We start from the raw sequence: 14,651 nt of genomic DNA, 5'->3' as shown, positions 1-14,651 counted from the left end.
AAATTGAAATATTATCCGTTTACTAAAAAGTCTGTAGTACACAAACTGGAAATAAAAAAAAGTGAATCACTTATAGACAGTGGCAGTTCGGGCTAAAGACCTGCAACTTGGGTTAACTAATGCATCTTCCAGTTTTATATCATCTAAAATCAGAATGTTGTCTTTCCAAGCCGAAATTTTACCAACATCAAAATTTCTTTTGGTAACTGCTTTTGTCTTTGAATTCCAAATCAATTCTTCATTAGGTAGTAGATTTATTTCGTCATTACTTTCTTTAAGCAATACATTCACTTTCCCTTTTTCAAGAGAAACTGTTTTGTCGCTATAATTGTTATTGATGTTGAATTCTGTCCCCAATACTTTCACGTCATATGCATCTGTATGGACTATAAAAGGGGTGTTTTTACTGTGTCTCACTTTAAAGAAAGCTTCTCCAACTAACCAGACTTCTCTTTTTTTTCCAAAATCACTGAAGTAATTTACATCACTGCCTGAATTTAAAATAACGGTGCTGCTATCCGGTAAGAACACGGTTAGACGTTCTCCAACTTTAGCCGTTTTATGATTGGCATATCCCTGATTGTTGTTTTTAGTGAAATAGAACCCCAAACAAATTACTAAAAGAAACACAAGAGCAAACGCAGTTTGTTTTCTGAAAAGAAATGAAGCAGTGTTTGTAGTGGTGTCGGTTTTTTTATACTTCTCTTTAATTTGATTAAAAGATGGGGTAGGTACCTGCAAATTAGATTGGGGATAATTGACCCAGATCATTTTATAATTTTCAAAAATAGCGAGAAGTTCATCGTCTAAAGACAGTTCAATTTCAAATACAGATCGCTCTGCTTTTGACATTTCATTGACGATATACTTCACACATTTTTTTTCTTTTCTACTTACATTCAGCATAAATATTTTCCTTTGCTAATAGGAGTCAAAATAAGAGGAATACCCCCAGTTTTCAATACCATCAAATCAACACGGTATTGTTAATAAACGGTTAATTGGTTTAGGGGCTTTTATTTTGTTTGCTTTATATAATGGCTTTTTCATCATCATGAACAAGGATTTTTTAAGAATGATTCCTTATTCTAATTCCTCACTCCGAAAAGTATTGCGGTTACTTTGAAAGCAATAGAGAATAAAAAAAATCCCTAAACGTTGCTGTTTGGGATTTGCTTTGATGAAAAGGGCAAGATTTGAATTCGGGATATCAGGATTATGAATTTCAGAACAACCCTATTATTATTATATACTTTTTGTTGGTTTTGAATAATACCGGATTGCCAAATTGTATAAAGTGTGTGGAATTACACTTTTTCAAAGGAAAAAATGTTGTGTGTCGCACTTTATCCAATGTAAAAGTGTTTTGTCAGGATTGGTATTTTGGTAAAAACAGCCATTTTTTATTTTTTTAATAAAATAATAGAATTTCTGAAGGGCGTTTTTAGTGAGGGCAATGCGCTCAAGTATCTTTTTGATTTCGAAGGTTATACCTTAAAATAGGATTTCTTTTTTAAGGGTATGACCTGATAAATGTTCAAAAAACAAAAGCCGCTGATAGTAGGAATACGTGTATTAGAATTGTTTTTCGAAGAATTACACGTTGGAAAATTATATCAAATAGCGTTGGGTAAGTAATGGTATTCTTTGTGTGTGTGGTTTTAGAAAACCTAAGAATTGCCATTCGGTTTGGTTAAGACAGCAGGGGATTCAATTTTTAATAATACAATCTAAAGTCGAGTAGTTTACAAAGGGCGTAGTGTTTTTTATATAATTCTTCTACAATTTCGACAACATCATCGTGGTTTTGACATAAGCTAAAGAAAGCTTTGTCGATGGCATTACTGCTTAATTTATTGAATGCCGCTCCATATCCGGAAACTGCACGTGCTCCTGTAATATCTAAAAAGTATTGGGCTTCTTCGTCACTTAAGTCTAAGAGCTTTGTATTGGCGAAATGCAAAATTTTCCCTTTCATTTTCCCTTCAAAGAGCTCGGCTATTTCTTCTAAACTATAGTAGTAGTCATTGAGGCAAATATTGTTTCCTTCACCTTGCATTACTAAGTAGATTATTTCATAATCCTTAAAATTATGGTCGTGATAGAGCAATGCATTTAAACTTTCTTCTAAGCCTTCAATAGTATCGCAAGTTTTATATATGCTTGTAATACCTTGTTCAAAGGCTAATTGCTCTAAGTTTTTGAGAACTTCGGTAGGGGTGTCAATTTCTACATCAGGAACAGCTTCGAGGCAGAAAATAAATTTATCATAATCCATGAAATTTAGTTTATGTAGCTAATCTACAAACAAATGAATATTTTTATTGAAACAAAACTCCGTCATTACACTTCGAGGAGCATCCAAATGGCAGCTGGTCTTTAATTGCTACGAGCTTGGGAGACCTTTGCACAGCCGGACTTGGTAATTTCATTTTTACAAAATTAGGTAAGAATGAAATTCGTTGTTAGTATTTAACAGTAAATAGTTATTAACGGATTTCTGGTGCTTTTTTTAAATGAAATGATAATGCTTTTTAACCCATGGGAAAATGGAATGATTTTATACTTTAAAAATGAGTTTGTTTTTGTGAAAAAACCAAAGAATAAGGGACCAGAAAATAGCATAGCTTAATGCATACGCTAAAGACGCATCCAATGGATTGTTAAAAAAAGGCAGTATGCAAAAGTTGTAGTAGAATTCTTGAAGATTGATTTGTTCAGAAGCTATTGCTGGATTTTGAATTTTAATCGAGCTCAGGACCCTCGGGATTATTCCTGAAAAGAAGAATACAATCATGGGATTTACTCCCCAAATTAAAAAGAAGGTAGTCCATTTTTTATAGTTTGAAATATCTATGATGTAGTATAATAGGGTCAGACACAACGTGGATATACCGGCAGTATATAAGACGTAAGAGCTGGTCCAGAGCGATTTGTTTATCGGAAAGATGCTGTTCCAGATTAGGCCGGTGATTATCAGGGCAATTCCAATAATCCCAATTTTTTTGGCAATTTCAATCTTTGGAATTTTAAAGTTTAGTATTTGTCCAATACCCATTCCGCAAATTCCTGTAGCTATGGCTGGTAACGTGCTTAAAATCCCTTCCGGATCCCATGTTTTGGAATACGTCCATAAATGTCCGTGTAGAATTAAATTGTCTAACCAGGCTGCCAGGTTGGTGCCTTTTTCAAAATTTGCCGCACCAAATCCCGGAACAGGAACAAAAGCCATTAAAAGCCAGTAAATCAGTAAAATGGAAGCGGCGACCAAAAGCTGTGTTTTTTGGCTGGTTTTTAAATACAAAATAGAGGTAAAGAAGTATACAATTCCCAGTCGTTGCAGCACCCCTGGAATCCTTACATCTTGAAATGCTTCTATTTGGCTGTATGCCAAGAATAGTAGTGTTAGAAAAATTCCAAAAACCAAATACGTTTTAATTTTTAAACTAAAATTGCCTAAAAGAGCATAGGCAACTCCAAAAGTTATAATCAATCTGAGAATTAATAAAGAGATTCCTTCTAAACCAAATAATTCTATTCGGTTGAAATAATTTAAAAATAATCCTAAACAGAAAATACGTAACGATCGAACGATAATTTTATTTAAAACGGTAAAGTCAAAGTGTTTAGTCGGGTTCGCAAAAGGGATTGCTGCTCCCATAATAAAAATAAAAAATGGGAATACTAAATCGGTGGGCGTACAGCCGTTCCATTCGGCATGTTCCAAAGGGGGATAAATAGAACCCCAGCTTCCCGGGTTGTTAACAATTGTCATCAATAGAATAGTGAATCCCCTGAATACATCTAATGAAATTAAACGCTCTTTTGTCATTGGTTTGTTTTTAATAGGTTCTAATTCTTTTTAAATTTTAGCGAAATCAAGTACTCCAATAATTGCAGCCTAATACGTTTAGGAAGGTAATAATGATACGATAATTTTATTCGAAAGGCTGTTTTTTAAAAAATTACTTTTTCATTTGTTTTGGTACTTGTTAGGTACAATCCCAGAAAAGTTACCAATCCATTCACTAGTATTAATTCATTATCAAATACATAGCCCAAAAACAATGTTTTTGAATATTCATTAATTAAATACGTGAGAAAAGGAGATAGCAGGCATATCAATGGAACTAATTTATCGTTTACTTTTCTTGATTTTTGGAACAAACCAAAAGCATACAAACCTAATAATGGACCGTAAGTGTAGGAAGCAACCTTAAATATCATCCCAACTACAGAACTGTCATTTATGGAATTGAAAATGAGTATGACAATAAAAACTAATGCAGAAAAACTAAGGTGTACCAGATGTCTTTTTCGGATCACATTTTGTTTACTGCTATTTTTGATTTTATCCATACCCAAAAAATCAACACAAAAAGAAGTAGTAAGTGCTGTCAGGGCAGAATCAGTAGTTGCAAAAGTAGCCGCTATAATCCCTAACAGAAATATAGCAGCAGGGACTGTAGACAAATGATTTAATGCGATTTCAGGAAAAAGCAAGTCGGTTCTTGGTTTGTTTGTAATTAAATCAACAGGGATGGCAATTCCATTTTTATCGGCATAAATATAAAGCAAGGCACCAACACTTAAAAAGAAAATATTGATAATAACGAAGATCCCTGTAAAGGTAAACATGTTTTTTTGCGCTTCCTGAATGTTTTTACAGCTAAGATTTTTTTGCATCAGATCTTGATCAAGACCAGTCATTGCGATCGTTACAAACATGCCTCCTACTATTTGTTTTACAAAATGATATTTACTTGTCATAAAATCATCAAAGAAAAATATTTTTGAATACGAACTGTTTTTTACTTCATTAAAGGCACCAACTGCACTTAAATCTAAACTATCACAAATAAAATAGATGGTAAGAAATACCGAAGTCACCAGAAAAAAAGTTTGTAAGGTATCGGTTATTATAATCGTTTTAAGTCCGCCTCTATAGGTATAGGAGAAGATTAACAATAAAGAAATTAATACGGTTAAAGAAAACGGAATTTTATAATGGTCAAAAACAAAACGCTGCAATACAATTACCACTAAATAGAGTCTGAAGGCGGAACTTACCGTTCGGCTTACTATGAAAATGGTTGCTGCTGTTTTATAGCTGTAAATGCCCATTCTCTGTTCTATATACCCATATATAGAGGTTAAATTCATTCTGTAATAGAGTGGTAGTAATAACTTTGTAATTATTATAAATCCGAGAGCATTGCCCAGTACAAACTGAAAATATTTGAATTGTTCACCACTGGCAGCACCAACTTCTCCGGGTACGGATATAAAAGTGACTCCGGAAAGCGCAGTTCCTATCATTCCAAAAGCAACCAAATACCATTTTGAATTTTTATTGGCTTTAAAAAATGCTTCATTACTGTTGTCTTTCTTGCTGACGCGATAAGATATATAGAATAATATACCAAAATAAATGATAATAAGGATCAGGATTGCGCTTGGTGTCATTTTGTATTTTTATATAGGAGGTCTTTTTTATAAGCTGTTGGAAGTTTAACTACTAAGAATTATAGTTCTAGATTTTTATTTTCAGCGAGTAAAACCGCTCTGACGCTTTTGTGTTTCTCTAACAATTCAGAAGCTAATTTGGCATCAATCTTGAGTGCTTCCACAATCATTTCAACCCCTCTTTGCACTAATTTTTTATTAGACAATTGCATGTCAATCATTTTGTTTCCATAAATGCGACCAAGTTTAATCATAACCGATGTGGAAATCATGTTTAAGACTAATTTCTGTGATGTTCCGGATTTCATTCTGGTGCTTCCGGTAAGGAATTCCGGACCGACAATTAATTCTATCGGAAAATCTGCTTCTTTAGAAATAAGACTGTCACTGTTGCAGGATATACTTCCGGTAATGATATTATTTTCTCTGGCTTTGGTCAAACCACCAATGACATAAGGTGTGTTTCCCGAAGCGGCAATTCCTATCACAACGTCTAAACTTGAAATAGCATAGGCAGTTAAATCGATCCAAGCCTGATCAATGTCATCTTCAGCATTTTCTACCGCTTTTCTTATTGCAGCATCGCCTCCGGCTATGATGCCAATAATCCAATTGTCGGGGACTCCAAAAGTAGGAGGGCATTCTGATGCATCAAGAATACCGATTCTACCGGAAGTACCCGCTCCGATATAAAATAATCTTCCGCCAAGTTTCATTTTAGAAACTATGATTTCCACTAATTTTTCAATATTGGGAATTTGCTTTTCAATAATGGCAGCTACCTTTTTATCTTCATTGTTTATATTTAGGAGTAATTTCTGCGTACTCATTTTATCTAAATTAGAATAGAGCGATTCCTGTTCGGTATCGGGATTTATTTTTTCCATTTTATTTTTCTGAATGTTTTTAATTAATTTGGGGGACAGTCTTATTGCCTGAATATTTTTTATAAGGTAATTAATAAAGGAGATACTGCTTTCTCATTTTTTTAAATTCGGTTAGTCCTTTTTTCCAACTTCTTCTTATTTCATTTTCCGAAGTTCCGGTTTCAATTTGTTCCTGTAGCTTTTTTGTTCCTGCAAGTTTTGTGAAAAAAGAAGTAAAGAATTTAGTTTTATCTTCAGTGGTCTGGTAGGCTTCAATAAGCCATTTGAGTTCCAGTTGTTGTACTTTTGTAATTGTTGACAAATCTTTACCATAACATTCTTTGCCATTATAAAGGGGGTCTTTTGCTCCCAAATTAGGTTTTGGAGTAAAGCTATACTTGCTTTTCTGTAAAAAAGGGGAACCGTAAACTTGAAATTGTTTTTCGGTGCCACGACCTACACTGACATTGGTCCCTTCAAAAAGGCATAAACTGGCATAAAGATTTATTGATTGGTCATTAGGTAAATTTGGAGAGGGTTTCACAGGCAGGCTGTAGTCCATTTTTCTGTCATAATTAACACAGGGAATTACGGTCAGCTTGCATTTTACGGCATTTTTCAACCATTTTTCGCCATTTATCATTTTGCCATATTCGCCAATTGTCATACCATGTAATAAAGGAATCGGATGCATTCCGACAAAACTTGTGAATGCTTTCTCTAACAGTGGTCCATCAGTAGTATTTCCGTTAGGATTTGGTCTGTCCAGAATAATAAGTGGAATGTTGTTTTCGGCACAGGCTTCCATAACATAGTGTAAAGAGGATATATAGGTATAAAATCGAACACCAGTATCTTGTAAATCAAAGATCATAATGTCAATTTCTTCTAATTGAGCAGGTTTGGGTTTCTTATTGTCTCCGTAAAGAGAAATAATAGGGAGCCCTGTTTTGATGTCTTTAGTATCAGACAGGTGTTCTCCTGCATCAGCAGTACCACGAAACCCGTGTTCAGGGGCAAAAATGGTCTTAAGCGAGATGTTTTTTTCTAATAAAAAATCGACAAGATGCGTTTTGTTGGTCAAAATCCCGGTCTGATTGGTAACAATTCCAATTTTTTTATCTTTTAATAAGGGAAGATATCCTTCAAAATTATCAGCGCCTGTCTTAATTTTAGGAGTATTATTTTTTAAATTAGTGCTATTCACAACGGTCTTCAACGGGTTTGAATACGAAACAACACTGCCTATTAAAAATATAAAAAAAGCAATTTTTTTTAAAAATTGAGCCATGATAAATTAAAGTTTAGCAGTAATTAATGAGGATATTTGACAAATGTTTGCAACATTTTTTAGAAAAAAAAGAAAAAATAACCACTTTAGAAAACACTAAAGTGGTTTTTTGGAACAAAAAGGAAAATGATTTTTAGTGTTATTTATTGGTATACCAGGCCACAACCGGGATATTAACAGTTGCACTAGGCAGGCCGTTTGATAATCCTCCAACATAACCTCTACTTAAAAAAGTATATATTCTGCCTTTTCTTGGAGTCATAGTGATTTTTGCTACAATGGTAGCTGTTCCTATAGTTTTTAATTGAATCTCATAGGTTAACGCATCCAAATCTGGTACTGGAGTAATAGGTATAAACACTTCATTGCCTTGTAAATATTTTACGCCGGAATAGAGTACCGCATTTGAGTTCAATTCTTTAATTGATAGGTCATATCCTGTTGTTGGAGAATTGGGAATCAAATTTAAAAAACGGATGTATGCTTTTGTTGGATCTGCATCTGCGATGTTTAGATTATCCTTGACAGTATAAGCAGCATAATTTGGGGATGCACCCACAACAAAAGTAGAATAATTCATTTTTGCTTCCGTCGTTAAAGGAAATGAAAAAACTGTGGCAGTCGGAATTGTTGCTGTCGCCGGAATTTCTACTCTCAAACTTTGGCTCCCTGAAGGCAACAAAGCATAATTGTAAACAGAAGGATATTGTCCGCCATACGCTATGCCTAGAGGCAAGCCGGTTAAGGTTAAAGCTGCAGTCGTCTTAACATCATTTACAAACCAATTGACAGAAAAGTTAGTTCCATTAGGCCCAATTGCAGCATTGGTGAATTTCACTTTAGCAGCTGTTGCAGCAACAGACTCAGAATAGGGTGCAAAATCATGTTCTTCTCCGCATGAGGAAAACAATGTTACTGTTACTAGTAATAATGCAATAGTCTTACTGATTGTTATTATTTTATTTTTCATTTGAATTTTTATTAAAATTAAAATACTTAAGGTTGAGAAAACCACATTTCTATGGTATGGTAATCCGGTTTGTCAGCACCAATAGATTGTAATGCGGCAAAGTTCCAAACATATTCTGAATTGTATCTGGGACGCACTCTATAGGCAAGTTTGCCGCCATTATCAGGAAAAAGTGATGTAGGGAAAACTATTCCTTCGTAAATGGTAGTGTCATAGTGGTATTTTCTCATATCTGTCCATGTTTCCAAATATCCAAAACCAAATAAGGCTACATATTTTTGCATCATAATATGTTTTAATGTCAGATTAGCCGCTGTCGGAACAACGCTTGTATTAGCTAAAAAGGCTGTCTTTTGAGTAGTCGTTATTAAAGAAGTAATAGGGGCAACCGATGACACCACGGTATTCCTGTTTACCATATCGATACTCGCTTCAATACCTTTTTTGTAGGCATCTAAAGCCATCGCTTTGTCTCCTTTTTTGAATGCTGCTTCCGCTTTAATAAACTGTAATTCAGTATAAGTCATTAATGGGAAATCGGCTGTGTTTCTAAAAAGATATCTTCCGGGTAATGTTGTAACGGCTTGAGTCGTTCCTCCCCATAAATTTGGAATACGGGTTGCCGTAACAGTTCCGGCAGAGGTGTTAAGTGGGTTTCCTCTAAAAACACCATCTGCAGAAGCTACTAAAATGTTTGCCATACGAGGATCTATTGCTCCTGTAAATAGTGTTCCGTCCATTGCTCTTACAATAAAATCAGATTGACGGTAAAGGGATAAATTGTTACGTAGCGGGCCATAAAAATTGGCGTCAGATGAACTTGTTCCGGCAGATTTTACGTAACAGTCATCGGCAGTACTCGCTAATGCTTTATCTACATAAGCAATGACCTTGTCAGGGCTATAAGTGGCTTTGTTACTCAGGTTATTTGCATTTCTGGCCAACAGACCGTAAGCAAATTTTATCCATTTGGTTTTGTCACCGCCATAAATTAAATCCCCTTTTTGGGTATAGCTGACATCATAATTGCCATCCGTTCTTTCCATGTCCGAAATACCTTCCAATGCCAGTCGTTGTACTTCTGCATAGGCTTCCTGCTGCGTCCCGTAATCAAATGTTAATCGGGCTGTAAATACCTGATCAAATTTAATTAAGTTGCTATGATAATCTGTGGCAACCTGCCAGGTCCAGCCTTTGATAACTTTTCCCATGCCTTGTATGTCATATCTCCGTGCTTTTTCAGCTTCAGTAATTACATTAACTAAATTTAAACCAATGCTATAATACGCCATTTTCCATATTTCTCCACTCGCGTCACTTGCAGCTACATAGCCGTATCTGTCCCAACTGTCTCCAGTTGTTGCGTGAGAAAAGTATTGTGTGTATTTCCCTAAATATCTGGAATCAAATTGAATTCCAATTGCCATATTTGCCTGGATTTGGGGCAATAAATATATTGGTTCAACGGCAGTGGGGAAACTTGGATTTATGTTTACATCTGCTATTTCATCGCGATTACAAGCTGAAAGAAACAGTGTTAAAACTGCAACAACTAGGTATGTATTTATATTTTTCATATTGTTAATTTATTAAAGTCCAAATTTAAAACCTAGGTTAACTCCTCTTGCATTGGAAAGTACACCATAATCAAATCCTGTACCGCCGGCTCCGCCAGAACTGGCATTTAAACCATTTACCGCCGGGTCAGCTCCGCTGTAATTGGTGATCATAAACGCATCGGTTACGGTAAGATACATGGAGATACTTTGGAATACTTTGGTTTTTTTTAAAACGTCCGAAGGCATACGGTAGCTTAAAGTAATGTCTCTCATTCTTAGCCAATTGATGTCTTTTTCTATAAAATCAGAGGATACAATGTTGGTGTTGTAATAATCGTTTTGATAATAGGGAGTTACCTGAATGTTGTTTTGAGTAGGATTGGCAGAATTTTCTAAACCATCTCTTAAAACACCATTGATAACTAATGGTATCTCACGATCTAAAGTTCTCGTGCTAAGACCCTGCGTCCATAAATATGCTTCTGTACCGTTATAAATATCACCCCCTTTACGGATGTCTAAAAGGAAAGACAGTTTAAAGTTCTTGATTGTAAAGGTATTTTGAAGACCAATAACAAAATCTGGATTTCTGTCTCCAACGACAGGAAAAGTAGTGTCCATTAAAGGTTGTCCGGTTAATGGATTGATTAAAATAGTTCCATTATTGTTTCTTAAATAGGTATAACCCGTGAAAGTTGTCAAAGGAGAGCCAACTCTTGCGCCACCTCTTACATTACCATACATCCAGGTATCAGAAGTGTAGTATTCCGGTAAAGTGGAAGGCAGGCTTAAAAGTTCAGAATCTGTTTTTGTGAAGTTAGCCAATATGTCCCATGTAAAATTATCATTTTTGAATGGAGAGCCCGTAAGGGTGATTTCTATACCTTCATTTTGTAAAGATCCAAAGTTGTATGCTGTCAGAACAAATCCTGTTCCATAGCTTAAACGCATATTGTTTATAATAGAATTGTCTGTTTTTCGTCTGTATACTGCCACGTCTAAACCCAATCTGTCTTTTAGAAAACGTAATTCTGTACCTATCTCAGCGGAAGTATTCATTTCTGCCTTAAGATCTGGATTCGCACCGGTTACAGAATATCCAAATCCACCACCAGTTGTAGTTTTTGGTTCATATGTTGGGGAAATAGAATACGGTTTCGCATCATTGGCAACGCGCGCCCAGGAAGCTCTTATTTTTCCATAAGACAAGATGTCTTTGTCTTTTAGTGCCTTTAATTCTGTAAAAACAAAACTTAAAGAAGTGGAGGGGTAAAAGAAAGAGTTGTTGTTTCTTGGCAGGGTGGAGGAAACGTCATTTCTTCCTGTCAAAGTTAAATAAACAATTTTATCATAATCTAATGTCGCTTCTCCAAAAATACCATCAACACGTTTCCGAATAATTCTCTCCATTGATCTTTGGGTAAGCGGATCGGTATTGTTTATGGAATAGCCATTTGTCTCGTAAAATTTTTCGCCTTTTGTAGACAAAATGGTGTAGTTATCTTCTTTTCGGGCAGTACCAATACGTAGTAAACCACTGAATTTTCCGATTGTTTTTTTAGCGGTACCAAAAAATAAAAAATTATAATTTTTTGACTGGTCACTGTATTGTTCGAAATAACCTCCTGTCCCTGCAGATTGTTGCGATTCGGGATGTATTGATCTAAATCCCTGGGTGGCGTTAGCATCTATGCCAAAACGGCCTGTAAAACTTAACCATGAAAGCGGGTCATAGGTCAGCGAAGCATTTGTTATGATACGACTGTTTTTGTCATTAGCGATGTTCTTATTGATATCAAAAAATGGATTATCTACTTCAGTATCCAAAGAGCCATCTGTGATTTTACTTCTGGTTCCGTCTGGATTCAGATAATTTCTCACATCGATGTCAGCAGGATAAGCTAAAAGATTTAATAAAAAACCACCTGCGCCTTTTGAAGCCTTGTCAGTTTCAGATTTTGTATAGGCAATAGATCCTTCCGCTTTTAATTTTTCAGTTATTTTGGCAGTTCCGCTCAAAGTAACGTTTAATTTATTGTAGGCAGAGTTTGGAACAACTCCTGTTTGTTCAAGATTGGCCAAAGATAAACGGTACGTAATTGTTTCGCTTCCCGCATCAAAAATTAATGAGTTTGATTTTTTTACACCAGTTTGAAAAAAGTTGTTTACATTTTCGTACATTTTTGTATTTGGTGCGTATCTTTCACCAAAAAATCTTCGGTAATTGTTGTTCGTAATTCCAGTGGCACCTCTCTGGTAAACTTTTTGAGTTTCCGGAAATCTATAAACATCGTCAAGTCGTACATCAGTTGAATAGGTAATCGTTCCTCTTCCTTTTTTTCCTTTTTTGGTTGTGATAACTATGGCGCCGTTTCCAGCTTCAATTCCGTATAGTGCTGCAGCTTCCGGGCCTTTAAGAACTGTTATGCTTTCGATATCCTCAGGGTTGACGTCAGCCCCACGATTGGTATAATCGGCAGTCCTGTTGGCTCCATTGGAAATTAATAATCCCTGGTCCAAAGTAGTGTTGCTAATTGGCAATCCATCCACAATAAACAAAGGCTGGTTGTTACCACTCATAGAATTTACACCACGAAGTTGAATGGCTGCAGAGGCTCCCGGAGCGCCGGATGTACTTGTTACTGTTAAACCAGCAATTCTGCCTTGCAAAGCATTTACAAAATTTTCCCTCTGTGTATCGACAACATCAGAACCTTTTACACCTTGGGTTGCATAACCCAGTGACGCTTTTGGTCGGCTGATACCAAATGAAGTTGTAACGGTAACATTTTTCAAGTCCTGAATACTTTCGCCTAAAATTATGTTTAATGAAGCTCCGGTAACTTGTACATCTTTAGTTTCGAAACCTATAAAACTAAAACTTAGTATGTCGGAAGATGCTGCGGTAATTGCGAATTTTCCGTCAAAATCAGTGATACTACTTTTCGCAGTGCCCTTGATAGTCACAGATGCTCCCGGAATAGGAATTCCATCAGCTTTGTTTTTAACAGTTCCTGTAATTGTTTTTGTCTGGGCAAATGTGGTTTGAGCTAACAGAAACAACAATGAAATTAGGAATAATTTTTTCATAATTATTTGGCTTTTTTTATGGTTAGTGAGCAAATGTATTTATTTATTGCATACAAATGCGATATTGTAAGTTGTTTTTTCTTTTTATTTGCAAATAATGCACAATAGTGCATTTTTTTTTAAAAATTGAACTTTTTGTGTTTCATTTGTTAATAAGATGCAGCTATGGGCTAATGAAATGCTAATGGTCTACTTTTGAATTCAATATTTTAATATATTTGTCAACAATAATTAATTTTTTAGAAATGTTAAAAGCCGAGAGACATAAAATAATAATGAATAAGCTTATTGAAAATCAAAAAGTTAATACGATTGACCTGGCCGTCAATTTAGATGTCTCAGAGGATACTATACGAAGAGATCTTAATGAGCTAGATAAGAAAGGACTGCTTGAGAAGGTATATGGCGGGGCTTTCCCTATTGTAGATAAACCAGCCAATATCTTCGATATTGCTATTGTGAATCAGGATAAGAAAGATATTATCGGAAAAAAAGCACTGTCTTTAATCGCTGACGGACAGGTTATTATAATGAGCGGAGGGACTACAAATTTAGCTTTTGCAAAATTGATTCCTTCGGATTTAAAGGCTACCATATATACGTATAGTTTACCCATCGCGATGCAGTTGTCACAACACCCTAATGTAGAGTTGATCTTTATTGGAGGGAAAATGCAGAAAAATGCAATGGTTACAATAGGTATGGATGTGGTTCAGGTTTTGTCTAAGCTAAAAGCGGATATTTGTTTTATGGGAGTCAGCAGTATCAATGTCAGACTAGGGCTTACCGAAATGGGTTATGAGGTTTCTATTGTGAAAAAAGCTATGATGCAGGCTTCTGACAGAGTAGTTTCTATGGTTACCTCTGAAAAATTAAATACTAAAATGCCTTATGGAGTTTGTGAACTCAGTCAGTTAAATACTATTATAACTGATTTAAATCCTAAGAGTTCTATCCTTGAAGAGTACGTAAAAGCAGGTGTTCAGGTATTATAATGGTTTTTTTTAATGCAGTAGTTTGCGTTATTTGTTCTTTTTGATTAAATTAACGCATAAACTTGCGTGTTTTTTTGATTTAATTTTTACATTTGCTGTACTAACTTCTTAAATACGGAAATAATTATGAGTTCAATTCAGAATTTAACTTATGTAGCGCCTGGGAAATATGAGACAACGAGATTCGAAAAAATTCACAATGAAATTTTCAAAAATTCAGTGGAAGCTTCCAAAATTGTTGCACAGGAAATAGCGGCCTTAATTAGATCCAAACAAGCCGAAAACAAATCCTGTGTACTTGGTTTGGCCACGGGTTCCTCGCCAATTAAAGTATACGAAGAATTGGTCAGAATGCATCAGGAAGAAGGACTAAGCTTTAGTAATGTAGTGACTTTTAATCTGGATGAATATTAT

Annotated in this window: 10 protein-coding genes and 1 pseudogene; 2 read left to right on the top strand and 9 right to left on the bottom strand. The window is 35.3% G+C overall.

What is annotated here, in order from left to right; genetic code table 11:
- Window positions 1-66: 66 nt before the first annotated feature.
- From ACNQGH_RS21330 to ACNQGH_RS21290, 9 genes are all read right to left on the bottom strand, one after another.
- Window positions 67-852: a FecR family protein gene (locus ACNQGH_RS21330; protein ID WP_417958038.1), complete on the bottom strand. Its 786-nt coding sequence runs from the start codon at window positions 850-852 to the stop codon at window positions 67-69.
- Between the two features lie 865 nt (window positions 853-1,717).
- Window positions 1,718-2,278: a DUF6642 family protein gene (locus ACNQGH_RS21325; RefSeq protein ID WP_417958037.1), complete on the bottom strand. Its 561-nt coding sequence runs from the start codon at window positions 2,276-2,278 to the stop codon at window positions 1,718-1,720.
- A gap of 282 nt (window positions 2,279-2,560) precedes the next feature.
- Window positions 2,561-3,832, bottom strand: coding sequence for an acyltransferase family protein (locus tag ACNQGH_RS21320; protein WP_417958036.1), 1,272 nt, complete (start codon window positions 3,830-3,832; stop codon window positions 2,561-2,563).
- Window positions 3,833-3,957: 125 nt separating this feature from the next.
- Window positions 3,958-5,466 (bottom strand): sodium:solute symporter, encoded by a 1,509-nt coding sequence (locus ACNQGH_RS21315; RefSeq protein WP_417958035.1) that lies wholly within the window; start codon window positions 5,464-5,466, stop codon window positions 3,958-3,960.
- A gap of 59 nt (window positions 5,467-5,525) precedes the next feature.
- On the bottom strand, window positions 5,526-6,368 hold the full coding sequence (gene murQ, locus ACNQGH_RS21310) for an N-acetylmuramic acid 6-phosphate etherase (protein WP_417958039.1): 843 nt from the start codon (window positions 6,366-6,368) through the stop codon (window positions 5,526-5,528).
- A gap of 55 nt (window positions 6,369-6,423) precedes the next feature.
- The gene (locus ACNQGH_RS21305) at window positions 6,424-7,623 is read right to left on the bottom strand and encodes an exo-beta-N-acetylmuramidase NamZ family protein (RefSeq protein ID WP_417958034.1); all 1,200 of its coding nucleotides are present in this window, start codon (window positions 7,621-7,623) and stop codon (window positions 6,424-6,426) included.
- 139 nt (window positions 7,624-7,762) lie between these two features.
- A complete protein-coding gene (locus ACNQGH_RS21300) occupies window positions 7,763-8,593 on the bottom strand; it encodes a DUF4397 domain-containing protein (RefSeq protein ID WP_417958033.1) in 831 nt (276 codons plus the stop codon).
- 26 nt (window positions 8,594-8,619) lie between these two features.
- Window positions 8,620-10,170 carry a SusD/RagB family nutrient-binding outer membrane lipoprotein gene (locus ACNQGH_RS21295; RefSeq protein ID WP_417958031.1) on the bottom strand — a complete coding sequence of 517 codons (1,551 nt, stop codon included), beginning with the start codon at window positions 10,168-10,170 and terminating at the stop codon, window positions 8,620-8,622.
- Between the two features lie 12 nt (window positions 10,171-10,182).
- Window positions 10,183-13,242, bottom strand: a complete 3,060-nt coding sequence (locus tag ACNQGH_RS21290) for a SusC/RagA family TonB-linked outer membrane protein (protein ID WP_417958030.1) — start codon at window positions 13,240-13,242, stop codon at window positions 10,183-10,185.
- A gap of 245 nt (window positions 13,243-13,487) precedes the next feature.
- On the opposite strand from ACNQGH_RS21290, the gene ACNQGH_RS21285 reads away from it, so the two are divergent.
- Both ACNQGH_RS21285 and ACNQGH_RS21280 read left to right on the top strand, forming a co-directional pair.
- Window positions 13,488-14,237, top strand: coding sequence for a DeoR/GlpR family DNA-binding transcription regulator (locus ACNQGH_RS21285; RefSeq protein WP_417958029.1), 750 nt, complete (start codon window positions 13,488-13,490; stop codon window positions 14,235-14,237).
- A 126-nt stretch (window positions 14,238-14,363) separates the two neighbouring features.
- Window positions 14,364-14,651 (top strand): annotated as a pseudogene (locus tag ACNQGH_RS21280) (glucosamine-6-phosphate deaminase); the annotation flags it as partial.

It is taken from the genome of Flavobacterium kochi (assembly GCF_048286715.1).
Taxonomy (GTDB): domain Bacteria; phylum Bacteroidota; class Bacteroidia; order Flavobacteriales; family Flavobacteriaceae; genus Flavobacterium.
Note: the sequence above shows the minus strand (reverse complement) of the source record. Positions and strands in the feature narration are given on the sequence as shown.

Bases quoted from the DNA above. Each gene is read 5' to 3' on its own strand.
- ACNQGH_RS21330 (WP_417958038.1), bottom strand. From the start codon at position 852: ATGTCAAAAGCAGAGCGATCTGTATTTGAAATTGAACTGTCTTTAGAC.
- ACNQGH_RS21325 (WP_417958037.1), bottom strand. From the start codon at position 2,278: ATGGATTATGATAAATTTATTTTCTGCCTCGAAGCTGTTCCTGATGTA.
- ACNQGH_RS21320 (WP_417958036.1), bottom strand. From the start codon at position 3,832: ATGACAAAAGAGCGTTTAATTTCATTAGATGTATTCAGGGGATTCACT.
- ACNQGH_RS21315 (WP_417958035.1), bottom strand. From the start codon at position 5,466: ATGACACCAAGCGCAATCCTGATCCTTATTATCATTTATTTTGGTATA.
- ACNQGH_RS21305 (WP_417958034.1), bottom strand. From the start codon at position 7,623: ATGGCTCAATTTTTAAAAAAAATTGCTTTTTTTATATTTTTAATAGGC.
- ACNQGH_RS21300 (WP_417958033.1), bottom strand. From the start codon at position 8,593: ATGAAAAATAAAATAATAACAATCAGTAAGACTATTGCATTATTACTA.
- ACNQGH_RS21295 (WP_417958031.1), bottom strand. From the start codon at position 10,170: ATGAAAAATATAAATACATACCTAGTTGTTGCAGTTTTAACACTGTTT.
- ACNQGH_RS21290 (WP_417958030.1), bottom strand. From the start codon at position 13,242: ATGAAAAAATTATTCCTAATTTCATTGTTGTTTCTGTTAGCTCAAACC.
- ACNQGH_RS21285 (WP_417958029.1), top strand. From the start codon at position 13,488: ATGTTAAAAGCCGAGAGACATAAAATAATAATGAATAAGCTTATTGAA.